The sequence below is a fragment of the Thiomicrorhabdus aquaedulcis genome, assembly GCF_004001325.1.
Lineage (GTDB): Bacteria > Pseudomonadota > Gammaproteobacteria > Thiomicrospirales > Thiomicrospiraceae > Thiomicrorhabdus > Thiomicrorhabdus aquaedulcis.
In genome coordinates this window covers 1122831-1138909 of the sequence record NZ_AP018722.1, presented here as the reverse complement: position 1 = coordinate 1138909, position 16079 = coordinate 1122831, and the positions used below count along the sequence as shown (strand labels likewise).

At 45.0% G+C, this 16079-nt stretch carries 16 protein-coding genes and 3 tRNA genes; 4 read left to right on the top strand and 15 right to left on the bottom strand.

The window, feature by feature from the left end; translation table 11 throughout:
• Positions 1–34 precede the first annotated feature (34 nt).
• The 10 genes from EP181_RS05190 to EP181_RS05145 all read right to left on the bottom strand — a co-directional run bounded on the left by EP181_RS05190 (position 35) and on the right by EP181_RS05145 (position 8245).
• Positions 35–958: a prenyltransferase gene (locus EP181_RS05190; RefSeq protein WP_127470712.1), complete on the bottom strand. Its 924-nt coding sequence runs from the start codon at positions 956–958 to the stop codon at positions 35–37.
• Positions 955–1812 (bottom strand): hypothetical protein, encoded by an 858-nt coding sequence (locus EP181_RS05185; protein ID WP_127470711.1) that lies wholly within the window; start codon positions 1810–1812, stop codon positions 955–957. The genes EP181_RS05190 and EP181_RS05185 overlap by 4 nt, the downstream gene beginning before the upstream one ends.
• 136 nt (positions 1813–1948) lie before the next feature.
• A complete protein-coding gene (locus EP181_RS05180; protein ID WP_127470710.1) occupies positions 1949–2206 on the bottom strand; it encodes a YfhL family 4Fe-4S dicluster ferredoxin in 258 nt (85 codons plus the stop codon).
• A gap of 10 nt (positions 2207–2216) precedes the next feature.
• Complete coding sequence (gene trhP, locus EP181_RS05175; protein WP_127470709.1) at positions 2217–3770, bottom strand: prephenate-dependent tRNA uridine(34) hydroxylase TrhP; 1554 nt, start codon at positions 3768–3770, stop codon at positions 2217–2219.
• Positions 3771–3816: 46 nt separating this feature from the next.
• The gene (locus tag EP181_RS05170; protein ID WP_127470708.1) at positions 3817–4359 is read right to left on the bottom strand and encodes a DNA-deoxyinosine glycosylase; all 543 of its coding nucleotides are present in this window, start codon (positions 4357–4359) and stop codon (positions 3817–3819) included.
• A 15-nt stretch (positions 4360–4374) separates the two neighbouring features.
• A complete protein-coding gene (locus tag EP181_RS05165; RefSeq protein WP_127470707.1) occupies positions 4375–4881 on the bottom strand; it encodes a hypothetical protein in 507 nt (168 codons plus the stop codon).
• An 86-nt stretch (positions 4882–4967) separates the two neighbouring features.
• A complete protein-coding gene (locus EP181_RS05160) occupies positions 4968–5621 on the bottom strand; it encodes a peroxiredoxin (RefSeq protein WP_127470706.1) in 654 nt (217 codons plus the stop codon).
• Between the two features lie 263 nt (positions 5622–5884).
• Positions 5885–7258: a 30S ribosomal protein S12 methylthiotransferase RimO gene (gene rimO, locus EP181_RS05155; RefSeq protein WP_127470705.1), complete on the bottom strand. Its 1374-nt coding sequence runs from the start codon at positions 7256–7258 to the stop codon at positions 5885–5887.
• A 104-nt stretch (positions 7259–7362) separates the two neighbouring features.
• On the bottom strand, positions 7363–7623 hold the full coding sequence (locus EP181_RS05150) for a hypothetical protein (RefSeq protein ID WP_127470704.1): 261 nt from the start codon (positions 7621–7623) through the stop codon (positions 7363–7365).
• Between the two features lie 199 nt (positions 7624–7822).
• Positions 7823–8245 (bottom strand): CopD family protein, encoded by a 423-nt coding sequence (locus tag EP181_RS05145; protein ID WP_127470703.1) that lies wholly within the window; start codon positions 8243–8245, stop codon positions 7823–7825.
• A 106-nt stretch (positions 8246–8351) separates the two neighbouring features.
• Here EP181_RS05145 and EP181_RS05140 point away from each other — a divergent pair, with 106 nt between their 5' ends.
• The 3 genes from EP181_RS05140 to EP181_RS05130 all read left to right on the top strand — a co-directional run bounded on the left by EP181_RS05140 (position 8352) and on the right by EP181_RS05130 (position 11618).
• A complete protein-coding gene (locus EP181_RS05140) occupies positions 8352–8831 on the top strand; it encodes an FKBP-type peptidyl-prolyl cis-trans isomerase (protein WP_127470702.1) in 480 nt (159 codons plus the stop codon).
• Positions 8832–8929: 98 nt separating this feature from the next.
• Positions 8930–10330 carry an adenylosuccinate lyase gene (purB, locus tag EP181_RS05135; protein ID WP_127470701.1) on the top strand — a complete coding sequence of 467 codons (1401 nt, stop codon included), beginning with the start codon at positions 8930–8932 and terminating at the stop codon, positions 10328–10330.
• Between the two features lie 118 nt (positions 10331–10448).
• Positions 10449–11618: a cupin domain-containing protein gene (locus EP181_RS05130; RefSeq protein WP_127470700.1), complete on the top strand. Its 1170-nt coding sequence runs from the start codon at positions 10449–10451 to the stop codon at positions 11616–11618.
• A 243-nt stretch (positions 11619–11861) separates the two neighbouring features.
• Here the strand turns inward: EP181_RS05130 and EP181_RS05125 are convergent.
• The 5 genes from EP181_RS05125 to uvrC all read right to left on the bottom strand — a co-directional run bounded on the left by EP181_RS05125 (position 11862) and on the right by uvrC (position 14961).
• Positions 11862–11948, bottom strand: a tRNA-Leu gene (locus EP181_RS05125).
• A gap of 83 nt (positions 11949–12031) precedes the next feature.
• A tRNA-Cys gene (locus tag EP181_RS05120) sits at positions 12032–12105 on the bottom strand.
• A 2-nt stretch (positions 12106–12107) separates the two neighbouring features.
• A tRNA-Gly gene (locus tag EP181_RS05115) sits at positions 12108–12182 on the bottom strand.
• A gap of 134 nt (positions 12183–12316) precedes the next feature.
• The gene (gene pgsA / locus EP181_RS05110) at positions 12317–12889 is read right to left on the bottom strand and encodes a CDP-diacylglycerol--glycerol-3-phosphate 3-phosphatidyltransferase (protein ID WP_232023533.1); all 573 of its coding nucleotides are present in this window, start codon (positions 12887–12889) and stop codon (positions 12317–12319) included.
• Positions 12890–13077: 188 nt separating this feature from the next.
• Positions 13078–14961, bottom strand: a complete 1884-nt coding sequence (gene uvrC / locus EP181_RS05105; RefSeq protein WP_232023532.1) for an excinuclease ABC subunit UvrC — start codon at positions 14959–14961, stop codon at positions 13078–13080.
• Between the two features lie 53 nt (positions 14962–15014).
• Here uvrC and EP181_RS05100 point away from each other — a divergent pair, with 53 nt between their 5' ends.
• On the top strand, positions 15015–16022 hold the full coding sequence (locus tag EP181_RS05100; protein ID WP_127470699.1) for a S49 family peptidase: 1008 nt from the start codon (positions 15015–15017) through the stop codon (positions 16020–16022).
• Positions 16023–16079 lie beyond the last annotated feature (57 nt).

Genomic DNA, 16079 nt, shown 5'->3' with positions numbered 1-16079 from the left:
ATCCACTCGTGCAAAGGTCTCTAACTATTTTTAATTATTGCCAAACCAGGCCTGCTGAAATAACTAACGGTAAAAAAATATTAATTATGACATTCATTGCCATCGCGGGCAGCATTTTCTCTAGGTTTGCATAAAACTTTAGCACCAACCAAGCCATAGGCAGAGCCAGCAATGCCGTTAAAAACCCAAAATAAACACCCATTGGCAACGAGTAGACTGCAACGCTTAAGCCTAAACTAAGATAGGCAAGCCCCAAAAAAACCACAAATAAACGACTGGCAAAGGGCAAGCCCAGCAACATTAAAATATTAAAACGACCTACTTTTTGATCAGCTTCCCTATCGGGAAACTGATTAAGCAATAACAGATTATTGACTAAAAAAAATGGCACCATCGACAGCGCCAACGCCAAACCGGAAAAAACACCACTCCAAGCGTAAGCCGTCCCCATCACCATTAAAGGCCCAAACGCCAAACCCGGAGCCAGCAAACACAGCCAGGGTTGTCGGGTAATAAACGCCGTATAGGTCACAATCAGCGCAACGCCCAATAACCCAAACGGCAAAATAGCCCAGCCAATGTGAGCCACAATGTAAGCGCCCAACGCCATAAACACCAGGCCAAGAGCCCACAATGTGTTACGCACCACTGGAGCGGCTTGCGGATGCTGCGGCAAAGCGCCACTGCCACCACTAAACGGCGTTTTTTGGGTAAGATCATCCAACCCCGACTGAAAGTCTTGATATTCGTTGAGCATATTCACCAACACATGCGCCAACAGAGCTGTCACTAAAAGCACCGCAAACCAACTGGCTGACCACACAGCCCCCTGGAACAGCGCAATGGCGGTACCCAAACAAACCACCGCTACCGTTAACCATAAAAAAGCAGGCCGAGCCGTTTGCACCACCGTTTTAAAGGTTTTAAATGCGGTCATAGTTTTAGAATGCTCTGTCATGGTTGCGCGTATCCATCCAGGCGACTGTACCAGCCTTTTAGCCACTTGGCTTCTTGACGAGCCGGAGGTGCTAACGACGCTCGAAGTGCCAAACGCGCTTTAGCCGACGTTATGAATGCATTCACCAGCGCCGTTTGATTGGCTGATTGACCTGAAATGGGTGTAAAAACCGTTTCTGGGAGATCGTTAATCACCGAAATCAATCCCCAACTTTGTCCCTGATACTGCTCTTGCGGGTTTTGCCCCACACCCTTAAAGTTAAAATAATCAATCACCGCAAACTGCCCTTGTTTAAACGCCATAAGCGTTGTTAAACGGGCGTTTAAACGCAACTGTTCTTGATTGCTTAACCCCTGCAACGCCGCCTGCCAGCGTACAAAAAACTGCTCTACGATAAAACGCGCTTGCGGTGCGTGCGTACGTGCTAACCAATCGCGCAATTGTTGCATTTGCACACCTGACCAGGCCTGGTCAAACTGCTTTTTACTGTTCCAAGGCGCAAACAGTTGACCGTTTTGTAATTGTGTATGCAACCACGCGGGTGGGGCAACTTCTTGCGCCACAAAACGCACCATGGGTTCAAACGTGGCCACAAAGGTTTGCGGAACCTGCGCGGGATACCAAATAAAGTGCCCAATACCAAACGATGGAAAATCCTCCCGCGCGCCCCAATGGGTTAAATATTCGGGCTTGCCGGCGCACTCATTTTGATAAATTCGCTGCCCCATCCACTGATAGTCGGACTGAGTTAATGGACTGCTCTGAAGGAATGCACTGCTCTGCGCCATGCTAGGTAACAGCCATAAACAGCCGGTTAGCACACTGGCGAGTGCCAGTTTAAGGGTTTGGGTCATACTGTTTAATACTCTGCTTAATACTCTTTTAACCTAAGTACCGTGGTTTACTACATAAAAAAAGCGATTGGTTAGAATCGCTTTCAAGCTAAGAACGTAAGCCGTTTAAAAGAATGCCCTAAACAACCTGCGCGTGTTAAATTTTATCGTCACGCACTAATTGTTCAAATTTTTGATACAACGTTTGCGTGTCCTCAACCCGCTCCGGATCGGTAATAATGCAATCCAACGGGCAGACGCTGATGCAGGTGGGTTTGTCGTAAAACCCCACACATTCAGTACACAAATCGGGATTAATCTCATAGATTTTATCGCCCATATAAATGGCTTTATTTGGGCATTCTGGCTCGCACATGTCGCAATTAATACAGCCTTTTATAATTTTAAGCGCCATTTTGGTGTGCCTAAGAGTGCAACGCGTTGGGCTGTTGCTTGGCCGCCGCTCTAATTTCTAGGTCTTTGGCGTCTTGCTCGACTTTGACTTTTTTAGCGGCCGCATCGCGTTTTACATCGCCACCCCACGACTCGTTTCGCATCACCAATCCAAACATTAATACCTCTGGCGCCACATTTTTAAATGGATTGGGAATGCGCACGAACCAGCCAGAACCCAACGCGCAATCTACTGGAGCATCGTGTTTATCGCGCATTTCGGGCAATACAAGCGTTATATTGCCCACCGGGCTCATAATCTCAATGGAGTCGCCCACACAAAACTTGTTTTTAACATCAATTTCCAAATACTCTTGACCATCGCGCTCACCCACGGCCACCACTTCACCCACAAAACGCTGGCGATCGGATTTGGATACACCGTACTCGTAGTTTTGGTATTCGGAATGCACATGGCGACGCAAAAAGCCTTCGGTGTAGCCACGACTGGCCAAGCTTTCTAGGTCGGCTAATAAATTGGTGTCAAACGGCTTGCCGGCCGCCGCATCGTCAATGGCTTTGCGATAGACTTGCGCGGTGCGTGCTACGTAGTAATGTGATTTTGTGCGCCCTTCAATCTTTAGCGAGTGAATGCCCATTTGCACCATTTCGGGAATCAACTCAACCGCGCGTAAATCTTTTGAGTTCATAATGTACGTGCCATGCTCATCTTCAAACGCCGGCATAAACTCACCAGGCCTGCCCTCTTCTTCCAGCAACATCATTTTATCGGTGGGTTTGCCCACCCCTAATGTAGGCTCAATATCGTCTTCAAAACTCGCCGCAAAGGCCGATCCCGTCAACTCGGTTAAATCGGTGATGTTGCTGATATTGGCCACGGTGATTTTTTCAACCCCGACAATATCACCCGAAACGTCCTCTTTAGCATCATAAGTGTTGTAATTCCAACGACAGGCGTTGGTGCACGTGCCTTGGTTAGCGTCACGCTTATTAATGTAGCCCGACAATAAGCAGCGCCCAGAATAGGCAATGCACAAAGCACCGTGCACAAAAACTTCAATTTCCATTTCGGGCACGGCGTCGCGAATTTCGCGAATTTCTTGCATCGACAATTCACGCGACAACACCACGCGGCTTACGCCCTGCTTATACCAAAACTTAACCGTTGCCCAGTTTACTGCGTTGGATTGCACCGAAAGATGAATCTCTTGCTCGGGATAGGCTTCGTGCACCATCGAAATCAGCCCAGGATCAGACATAATTAACGCGTCAGGCTGCATCGCAATAATGGGCGCGATGTCTTTCATGTAGGTTTTAATTTTGGAATTGTGGGCGGCGATATTGCTCACCACGTAGAATTTTTTGCCTAAGGCGTGGGCGCGCTTAATGCCTTTTTCTAGGGTTTCTTCATCAAACTCATTATTACGCACCCGTAAACTGTATCGTGGTTGACCAGCGTACACAGCGTCTGCGCCGTAAGCAAAGGCGTACTCCATGTTTTTAATGGTGCCAGCGGGGGACAATAGTTCAGAGGTAAACGTAGTTTGATGGGTGTCTGCTTTCAAGGCAAAGCTCCTAACATAATGAGTGGTCAAAAATAAGAGCGCTATTCTACCCCAAAAAAGCCAGCTTTTCTTGCCATAACAAGCGTTTATCGTCAAGGGTTAAACTGGCGTGCGCCGGACTGCTCGACGGCAAGGTGATAAAAACCAAGTCATTAGGTAGGTTTTGCTGTTTTAAAGCGTGTTTATAAAACAATTGCTGGGCTTTTTGGCCATTAAATACGACTGTTTTAAGCGTTAAAAACCGCGTAAAAAGCGCACTAAAATCATTGGCAACCGGTTGTTGAATGGCGCTGTCTAAACTGCCGTGACGCTGGCAAGCCGCCAACACATCCCACAGTAAAATGCCCGCATGCTGTAAAACGGCCACTTTATCCGCTTGATGAACCAAAGGAGTTGATTGATTAAACAGCGCGGCCATAATAGGCCAAAAGGCATTACGCGGATGCGCGTAATAAAAGTCTTGTTGCAATGAGGCCACGCTAGGCATGGTCCCCAATAACAAAACTTTAGGACTGGGTGGAATAACTGGCTCAAAGCCCTTAATGCATTCAGTAAACACAGCATGTTTGGGCTCAAAGTGATTATTCATTAACGCACCTGGTTTTTAGTTGACCGCCACAGGCGTGCTAGACTTTGCTTTAAAGTCGGTTAAAAACACCAGTAAAGCTTCTGCACTGTCAAAATAGAGCATTTCAGCCACGTCTAACTTATTCATTTTATACACCGATACTTGATCGGCTTTACGCGGCCAATCACGGGTAACGTCACCCGATTTATCTAACGCAATGGCAAACGGAAAGTCTTTCATTTTTGGAATCGCCATCATATTGGTAATAAAGCTTGGCATGGCCGATACATCGGCCACATAGAGCCAGTTAATGGCGTTTAAATCAGTGATATTAAGCTGCGTTAAACTCTCTTTTACCCAGCGCCCAGGCTCTTTGTCGGCTGAAAAAATCACTAGTGTGGTTTTTTCATTAAGCGTTTGCGGTTGTTCAAACTGATCCACAAACTCGCTCATTGGCAAAACAGGTTGTGCTTGCACACTACTCCAAGAACCACCCAATAATGCCGCTGCGATTAACATTTTTTTGACTATTTGAAACGTCATTTATTTTCTCCACAATACAAACAACAAAGCACGCGTGCCTTTTTACCCGTAGATAAAAAAGCGCGCGTGCAAAGATTAGTTAAAATTTAAATCGATTTTGTACAGAAGTAAAAATCGACACACTCGTATTCATTTGAAGCCAAACGTGCGCGCGCTTGTTCAATGGTAGACGGTGGTGGCACAATGACTTTATCACCAGGTTGCCAACCTTCTGGCGTAGCACACGCGTTAGCGTCCGACACTTGCATAGCGGTGACCAAACGCACAAACTCATCCATTGAACGGCCGTTGCTCATTGGGTAGTACATCATGGCGCGCAACACGCCTTTATCATCAATAATAAACGTAGCACGCACCGCAGAGGTATCCGCCGCACCTGGATGAACCATCCCGTAAGTGGTGGCTACTTTCATATCAAGGTCAGCGATAATGGGAAATTCAATATCAACATTAAACTTTTCTTTAATGTTAAGCACCCAAGCGTTGTGTGAGTGATGCGAATCAATCGACAGACCCAATAGCTCGCAGTTTAAAGCATCAAATTGCGGTTTACGTGCCTGAAACGCCATAAATTCTGTTGTACATACCGGAGTAAAGTCAGCAGGATGTGAAAAAAGAATCAGCCACTTGCCTTTGTAGTCGGCCAACTTTTTACGACCGTATGTGGTCACCGCATCAAAATCAGGTGCCGCTTCGTTTAAACGTGGTAAAGATATTACTTGAGTTGCTTGATTTTCCATCTTAATTCTCCTAAGAATCATTAATTATACTTTTCAATGCACTAACAGATTTAATGTCAAAACGTACTTTAGCCCACCAAGACTCATTAATCTAATTAAATATTTATTAAGCTTTAATAGCTTTTAACTATTAGAAGGCGTTTATGCCTCTCTCAACCCATAAAAAAGCCACCTTACTTGCCAGGCAATACTGCCTGAAAATAAGATGGCTATTACAGAATCAAACCGATTATTAATCAAAATCAATCGGTTAGATTTTAAACCTAACCCAACTCAATGGCCGAACCGACTTGCTCAACAAATTCGGCCACGGGACGCGCCCACAAATCGTATTCGTCCGCATCGGTAATCTCTACGCGCACAAACTGCCCTGGCATTAAGTGCTGGCCGCCTTCGATGTATACCAAGCCGTCAATATCAGGGGCATCGGCCATCGAACGTGCTACAGCACCTTCATCGTCCACTTCATCGACCAAAACCTGCATTATTTTACCAATTTTGGCTTGCATCTTAGCGGTGCTAATCACTTGCTGAGTTTGCATAAACCGATCATAACGGGCTTGCTTAACCTCATCAGGCACAGGCTCGGCCAAATCGTTGGCCACTGCACCGGTCACGGGCGAATATTGAAAACAGCCAACGCGATCCAATTGCGCCTCTTCTAAAAAGGTCAACAAATCTTCAAATTCTGCATCCGTTTCACCCGGAAATCCGACAATAAAGGTTGAGCGAATGGTTAAATCGGGCACGGCTTCACGCCATTTCTTAATGCGTTCAAGGGTTTTTTCGGCGGTTCCAGGGCGTTTCATCGCTTTTAAAACCCGTGGATTGGCGTGCTGCAAAGGCATATCTAGGTAAGGTAAAATTTTACCTTCGGCCATCAACGGAATCACCTCTTCCACATTGGGGTATGGGTATACATAGTGTAACCGCACCCAAAATTTATCTACGCCACCCATTTCGCCCAAGGCTTCTGACAACCCAACCATAGAGGTTTTAGTGGGACGACCTTCAGCAAAATCGGTACGGTATTTAACGTCTACGCCGTAAGCAGCGGTGTCTTGCGACACCACCAATAACTCTTTAACACCTGCCTCTTGCAAACGTTTAGCCTCGTTAAGCACTTCGCTTACCGGGCGACTGATTAAATCACCGCGCATCGACGGAATAATGCAAAAGGTACAACGGTGATTACACCCTTCAGAAATTTTTAAATAGGCGTAATGTTTTGGCGTGAGTTTAATGCCTTGTGGCGGCACCAAATCTAAAAATGGATTGTGTGCCGGCGGAGCAATCACATCATGCACCGCCTGAATAACCTCGCTGTACGCCGCAGGCCCTGAGACCGCTAAAACTTTTGGATGCACATTGGTAATTTCTTCTGCACGCGCGCCCAAACAACCCGTCACAATCACTTTGCCGTTTTCGGCAAGTGCTTCACCTATGGTATCCAAAGACTCTTGCACCGCGCTGTCAATGAATCCGCAGGTGTTAACGATGACCGTGTCGGCGTCGTGGTACGAATTGGTAAGCTGATAGCCTTCGATGCGCAATTGCGTGAGAATGCGCTCGGTATCTACGGTGGCTTTTGGACACCCTAAACTAATCACGCCGACGGTTGGTTGTTTAATTGACATAACGTTACTCTCACCCAGTTGCATTTTTAATGGGCGATATTGTAACTGATATTGCTAACGTTTATTAACCCCTGATTGAACAGCGATACCCTTTAATATCGGCTTCAATTAAGAGTTTGACCCACAAGCGATGGGATTGAAACACCCACTGGTGCGCTTACTGGCGCAGAATAAAGCGTTTTAGCGCAATGCGCATGATGCAAGCACGCCTGGCAATTGTGAGGCTGGCACAACTCTAAGCACATCTGTTTAATTGCATCGCGGGTTGCTCCGTCTAAACAATGCACTTGACTAGGGTGCAAAATGTTGGCTTCAAACAATACAATCAACTGTTCTGGGCTTAAGCTAATATTTAAACGCTTCATAGCGGCACTCCAAGGATAAGGGATAAAAGATAATATATTGATCGTTATAATAACAAAGCTAAATCTATAATTAAATAAAAATCATTCTCACTAAGATTTATAAACTTAAAAATGAGCACAAAAAAACCACCAGGCCTGGTCATTAGGCGCGGGTGGTTTTAGGTAACGTTTAAAACAACTTAAAACGATTTAAAACAGTTTAAAACGGTTTAACGACCACTAAAATCAGAATAACAGTGACCAACACCAATGGAATTTCATTGGCCCAGCGGTAGTAAACGCCGCTGTGATTTAAATGTCCTTCTTGCATCTCTTTCATGCGACGTTTAGTCCACAAATGGTACACCAGCAATAAAACAACAAAAACAATTTTGGCGTGCAACCACCCCATGCCCGCAGCAATCGGCCAAAACTGCAACCATAACCAAATGCCCGAGCCAATCGCCAGCATCATCATAATGGTCATAAAGCCGTACAGTTTTTTAGCCATAATGGCCAAGCGGTTTACGTCTTGCCCCGCGGCTTGACCTTCAACAAAGTGCACAAAAATACGCGGCAAATAAAACAGCCCCGCCATCCAAGACATCATAAACAAGATATGAAACATTTTTAACCACAACATAGAACACGCTCCGAGCCTAAAAACAGGCAAAAATTGGCAGATTTAATTTTGAATAGGTATCATAGCGGTTTTAAAAATAATTAAAACGCTAATACGGAAATTTAACATGACCATACAAAACGATAAAGTCGCCCTAATTGAATACACCCTAACCAATGCCGAGGGCGAAACCCTTGACGCCTCTAGCGGCAATCCACTGGCGTATTTGCACGGTCATGGCAATTTAATTCCCGGCCTAGAAGCTGAACTATTAGGCAAAAAAGTCGGTGATAAATTTACCACCATCGTACCGGCCGCCTTAGCCTATGGCGAACGCGTGGATGAATTGGTGCAAACTGTATCCACCCAAATGTTTCAAGGTGTAGACAATTTAGAAGTGGGGATGCGTTTTGAAGCGCAATCAGAGCAAGGCATGCATTCGGTTGAAATCACCGCCATCGAAGGCGATCAAGTGACGGTGGACGGCAATCACGCTTTGGCAGGTATGGCATTGACGTTTGAAGTAGAAGTGGTTGGATTGCGCGACGCATCGGACGAAGAAATAAGCCACGGACATGCTCATGGCGCAGGTGGACATCACCACTAAACCTTTAACGCTCGCTCTCATTAGCGTTGTGTCGTCAAGTAACGGCACCGCAACGCTTAAACTTACACCCGTAAACCTGACCAAAAGGATTGTTTGGCATGCTACTTTCAGAACTCACCGCTGTTTCTCCCATTGATGGCCGCTATGGCGCACGTTTAGACCCTTTAAAAGAAATTTTTAGCGAATTTGGTTTAATTAAAAACCGCGTAAAAGTTGAGGTGTTTTGGTTGCGCATGCTGGCCAATCACCCTGCCATTGCCGAAGTGCCTAAATTAAGCCCAGCGGCGCTAGAACATTTAATGAAATTAGTCGACGAATTCTCTTTAGACATGGCGCAACGCGTAAAAGAGATAGAACGCACCACCAACCACGATGTTAAAGCGGTTGAATACCTTATTAAAGAACATTGCGCGCACAACAGCGAGTTGGATGCGCTCAGCGAGTTTGTGCATTTTGCCTGCACCTCGGAAGACATTAACAACCTAGCGTATGCCTTAATGTTAAAAGAAGCGCGTGAAACCACCATTGTGCCCCAAATGGATAAATTGGTGTCTAAACTGGTTGAAATGGCCAGCGACATGGCGCACATCCCTATGATGGCGCGCACCCACGGCCAACCCGCTTCGCCCACCACGGCAGGTAAAGAGTGGGCCAATGTCGCCTACCGCTTGCAACGTCAAATTAAGCAATTAATGAACGTGCAAATCATGGGCAAAATTAACGGTGCGACCGGCAACTTCAACGCCCATTTTGCAGCCTACCCCGACGTAAACTGGTACGAATTGTCTGAACAATTTGTGTTAAGTCTTGGACTGGCTTGGAACCCTTACACCACACAAATTGAACCGCACGACTTTATTGCCGAATACTTTCAAGCCATGCAACGTTTTAATACGATTTTAATCGACTTTGACCGCGACGTTTGGAGCTACATTTCGATTGGCTTTTTTAAACAAAAAACCATCGCGGGCGAAATCGGTTCATCGGCCATGCCGCACAAGGTTAACCCAATTGACTTTGAAAATTCAGAGGGCAACCTAGGCCTGGCCAACGCCATTTTTGAGCATTTAAGTCAAAAACTGCCCATTTCACGCTGGCAGCGTGACCTAACCGACTCAACCGTGTTACGTAACTTGGGCGTGGGCATTGCGCACACCATTATCTCGTTACAAGCCACATTAAAAGGGTTAAGTAAATTAGAGGTCAATGCGCAAGCCATGAGCGATGATTTAAACAACAACTGGGAAGTCTTATCAGAAGCGATTCAAACGGTTATGCGTCGCCACGGTTTTGAAAAACCCTACGAGCGTTTAAAAGAGTTAACACGCGGCCAACGCGTAAACAAAGAAATTATGCAAAACTTTGTTGACGGACTTGAAGGCTTGCCGGCAGACGCCAAAGAATACCTACGCAACTTAACACCCGCCACCTACATTGGTAATGCCGCGCAACAAGCTGGCAACATCGAGCTGGCGATTACCCTGTTAAAAGGGCGTTAAAACCTCGTTAAACGTCGTTTAAACGTCGCTGTACCAGTTAATCAAACCCACCAGGCCTGGTAAGACCGAGTGGGTTTTTTAGTTTGCAGGGTTTTAAATTAAATACAAAGGCCATATTATGATTAAGTTTCAAGACATTGATTTAGCAACGTTTTTAAAAGACTACTGGCAACAAAAGCCCCTTGTTATTCGCAACGCCCTGCCCAATTTTGAATCGCCGGTTTCACCCGAAGAACTGGCCGGTTTATCGCTTGAAGACGAAGTGGAAAGCCGCATCGTCATCCAAAAAGGCGAGCAAGATTATCAGCTTCTTAAAGGCCCATTTGATGAAAACACCTACCAAACATTGCCCGAACAAGACTGGACGTTACTCATTCAAGGTGTCGACCGACTCATTCCCGAAGTCACCGATCTGTTAAACGACTTTGACTTTTTACCACGCTGGCGCATTGACGACATTATGATTAGCTACGCCACCAAAGGCGGCAATGTTGGCCCGCATTTTGACCATTATGACGTTTTTTTACTGCAAGCCGCCGGCTCACGTCAATGGCTGTTAACCGCACAAGACTGCCTTGAAAGCAATTACATTCAGGGTGTCGATTTACGCCTAATGCAAACCTTTAAAGTTGAAGAAGATTACGTGTTTGAAAAAGGCGATATTTTATACCTACCGCCAAAATGGGGTCATCACGGCATCGCCCTAGACGATCAATGCATGACCTATTCAATCGGCTACCGCAGTTACCGTGGCCAAGAGTTGTGGGACAGTTTTGGCGACCATTTAAGTGAAATGGCCGGCTTTAAAACCTTATATCGTGACCCAATTTGGCCCGTTGGCTTAAACCCAGGTGAAATTACCGATGCCGCCGCCGAACAAGCGCAGGCTTTATTAGCCAACATCTTAACCGACAAAACCTTACTAAAAACCTGGTTTGGGCGTTTTGCCACCCAGCTCGATTCGGTGGCGGCTCAACAACTGCCAGAACCACTCACCGAAGAAGAAACCCCCGACATAGAAGATTTTATGGGCGCGTTGCAAGTAGAACCAGGTTTAATTAAAGACCCCGTCTGCCGCTTTGCGTTCGCTAAGGTTGACCAAAACACTTTACTGTATGTTAACGGCGCCATTTGGGACAGCTTTGGAGCAACGGATGCATTTATAACACTTTTAGCCAATCAATCTTTTTTAACCCAAGAACAGATTATGCTTAACGGTGATGACGAAGGAAATATCAAACTGCTATTTGACCTATGGAAGCTACAATACATTGTATTTATAGAATAGTTTTAATAGAAACCTTGGTGCGACTAAATTCAGCCTTTGGTCGTGCGCCGCCAAGGTATTTACTGGACGTGGCTTAACCCTCTACTTTTAACTGAGGTTATAAATGGAGGGATTACAGTAAAAAATAGCGGGATTAGAGTGAGAACAGATAACACTGATTCAGATTAATATCTTAAAGTAGTTTTAGACAGTGGGTTTCAGAGGTTAAATTAATACTGGATTGTACAGAATAAAAACAAGAAATGGTGCCCAGGGCCGGAGTCGAACCGGCACGCCCTTTCGGGCGGGGGATTTTAAGTCCCCTACGTCTACCTATTTCGTCACCTGGGCATACATGGATTTGTATTTAAAATTACAGTTTGCAATTTAAAATACGGTTTTGCAGTAATGCAATTATCTTTGCGTAGCAAAAATGGAGGCGGAACCCGGAATCGAACCGGGATGGATGGATTTGCAATCCACTGCATAACCATTTTGCTATTCCGCCTTTGGAGCGGGAAACGAGGATCGAACTCGCGACCCCAACCTTGGCAAGGTTGTGCTCTACCGCTGAGCTATTCCCGCTTGATGTTGCGTATTATAGGGATTAGCCTTTAAACGTCAAGCAGTTTTTAGAAAAAATTTAAAACAAATCAGCAGAGCTTGTTGCCCATGTAAAGTGCTACTTTTCAACTTAAACATTAACCTTATGATTAATATTATGATTTTGTTGATCGAATTAACTCAGGCATAGCGGCCTTAGTGTATTGTATCCAGGTAATCAAAGTCAGTGTGGCGGCAAAGTAGAGCATTGGAAACCCTAACGCACCCCAATTAATGCCCCAAAGCTCGCCACCGTACAACAACCACGTTAGTGCGGCCAACTGTGAGGCTGTTTTAATTTTACCTAGTTTAGAAACCGCCACGACTTCACGAGCATTATTTTCAGCCATCCACTCTCGTAATGCAGAAATGCCAATTTCGCGCATCATAATAATTATCGCCGAAACAATTACCCATAAATTATCATGGTACTCTGCCGCCACTACAATTAACGCGGCGGCCACTATCAACTTGTCGGCAACAGGGTCTAAAAATGCGCCTAACTTGCTGTCAGAGCCCAATTTACGCGCAAGGTAGCCATCAAACCAGTCGGTAATGGCGGCAATCATAAAGACCAGGCCTGCCCAAAAACGAGCTTCTTCAAGTGGCGAATAATAAAGAATGATAAAAACAGGTATTAAAACAACGCGTGACCACGTCATCATCATGGGTAAGGATTTTAAGTTCATAAACGGGGCTTTTAAGGTTATGTGTGGTTTTACGATAGTGTGTACAAAATGTATTAAAAAAATTTTTCTCATATTAACACAACCTATGGCTACGACTTATAGGCTGTATAAAATATAAACTGTTGGTTATGCTAACTGCTTGGGTTCATTATTTGAATTCATTATTTAGATTCATTACAAATACCAATTTATAGTGCACCATGAAAAAAATCATAAATCCGTTCGGCTTTGTCTCGGCTAATGCCTTTTACTTTTGACAACTCAGACACGGATGCTTCTTTGACCTCGCCCAGCCCGCCAAAATGCAATAATAAAGTTTTTCGTGTTTTAGGACCAATACCTTCAATCGCCTCTAGTGATGAGTGCGTTTGTACTTTAGTGCGTTTAGCGCGATGCGAAGTAATAGCAAAACGGTGAGCCTCATCACGAATATGATTAATTAGATGCAACGCAATATCATCGGCTTGCAAATCAATACCCTCTTCGTCATGGGGCGTGTACAAAATTTCTAGACCCGCTTTGCGTCCCTCACCTTTTGCCACCGAAACCAACGGCACGTGCTCCAGTTCAAGCAGTTTAAGCACTTCAATGGCTTTATTCAGCTGGCCTTTGCCGCCATCGACAACAATTAAATCGGGCAAAGTAGCCTGCTCGTTTTTTAAACGGCTGTAACGGCGAGACATAGCCTGAAACATGGCGGCATAATCGTCTCCTGGCGTTATGCCATTAATATTAAATTTTCGATACGCCTGAGAGTTGGGAACACCGTCTGTAAACACTACGCAACTGGCAATCGTGTGATCACCTTGAGTGTGACTGATATCAAAACACTCAATGTAATTGGGTTTGCACGCCAATGACAGTGATTCTTGCAGAGCTTCAACGCGATCTGCTTGGGTGGCTTTTTGCATAAGATGCTGTTTTAAACCTGACAATGCATTGGTAAGTGCCAATTGCACTAAACCTTTGGCTGTTGCGTGCGTGGGTTGTTTTAGTGCAACAGAACTGCCTTGCTTAAAGGCGGTTTGACGCTCGTGCGTTAACCATGCCTGCAAAACAGACTGCTCATGGAGCTTTAGTGGCAATAAAATTTCGGCTGGTACAGTATGCGATTGATAATGTTGGGCAATAAATGCAGACAGCACCTCCGATTCTGTCGCAGATTCGAGGTATTTAGGGTAAAAATGCTCGCTACCCCATAAGTTTCCACCTCGATACATCATCAAACACACGCAAATTTGATTGGCCTGCTCCGTACTGACAATAACGTCCAAGTCTTTAACGCCAGGCTGATTGATTAAATGCTGATTTTGTACTGTTCGCAAAGCACCAATTTTATCGCGATAAAGAGCCGCCTGCTCAAACTCCAACGACTCGGCTGAGCGCTCCATCTTATGCGCTAACTCGTCAATCACGTTAAAACTTTTGCCTTCCAAAAACATCATGGTATGTCTAACGTCTTCACTGTATTGCGCTTGAGTTATCAAACCGTCTACACAGGGTGCAGAGCATCGCTTTATTTGATATTGCAAGCATGGGCGTGAACGATGATTAAACACACTTTCAGCACACTGCCTAACCAGAAAAAGTTTTTGAAGTGACTGAAGCGTTTGATGCACAGCATTCGCGTTTGGAAACGGGCCAAAATATTCGCCCACTCGCCGCTTAGCGCCCCGATGATAACTTAGGGATGGGAATGGCTTACCCGTGGACACAAACAAATACGGATACGATTTATCATCTCTAAACAAGATATTGTATTTAGGTTTATGGCGTTTAATAAGCGTATTTTCTAAAATAAGCGCTTCACTTTCGGTGTCGGTCACGGTTATTTCAATGCGTGCTACCTGCGCCACCATGGCGGTTGTTTTGCGCTCTTCGTGATTCTTTTTGAAATAACTCGACACCCGACGCTTAAGATTTTTAGCCTTACCTACGTAAATAATTACGCCTTGTGTGTTAAGCATTTGATACACGCCAGGACGTTGCGTCAATTGCTTTAAAAAAGCCTCTATGTCAAACGCAAATTTTGATAAAGATGGAGGAGTATCAGGCATATTTTCTTGGGTCATAATTTAAAAGCAAGTAGAATGGTGGGCTAGATTTTTATTATAAAGGATTCACAATGGAACATGACCCTCAAAGTGGTGAAGTAAACAGCTCTAAAAGTAGTTTAAGCCATTCAATTAACGAAAATTCGATTCAAAACAATGGATTTGACCGTTTAGCACTGGCCGTTGAATCGCTCGTCAAACAAGAGCGTTGGTCTCGTCGTTTTGCCAATATTTTAAAATTAGCCATTGCTGCCTATGTTGTTTTCTTTGTCTACTTAGCGGTTCAAAGCATGAGCCCCAGTGACGCCATGCAAGCACAGCATGGTAAAGATCATGTTGCGGTAGTTAAGCTCGAAGGAGCCATTATGCCGGGCACAAAAGTCAGTGCCGAGGTGATAAACCCTTTATTGCAAGACGCATTTGCTCATCCACACAGTAAAGCGGTCGTAATTCAAGCCAACTCACCCGGCGGCAGCCCTGTTCAATCAGCCCTTATAAATGATGAAATTGAGCGCCTAAAAGCATTACACAACAAACCAGTCTATGTTGTAGTAGAAGATATTTGCGCCTCTGGTTGCTATTACATTGCGGTGGCCGCAGACACTATTTACGCCAACGAAGGCTCTCTAATCGGTTCAATTGGCGTTCGCATGGACAGCTTTGGCGTGACCGAACTCATGCAAAAAATTGGCATTGAAAACCGCTCCATGCATGCCGGCGCACATAAAACCTTTATTGATCCCTTTAGCCCAAAAGACGAAGAAGGACGTAAATTCTTTCAAGAAAAAGTCCTTGAACGTACGCATCAACAATTTATTGCCGCCGTTCGCGCTGGACGAGGTGATCGAATTAAAGAAGATAAAAATACTTATACCGGTCTGGTTTGGCTGGGCGATGAAGCACGTGACAACGGCATGATTGATGGCTTAGGCGATTTAGGGCATGTGGCACGTGATGTTATTGGTGTTAAAAACATACGTTATTATGAAGGCGAAAAATCACTTATTGAAGAGCTTATGGGCGATATCAGCAGCGAAACGGCCACCAAATTATCACTCTACTTAAGCACAATGCGTTAGAAACAGAGTCCTTTTTTAACAGCCTACTCAATAAGTCCACTTAACAAGCCTACTTAA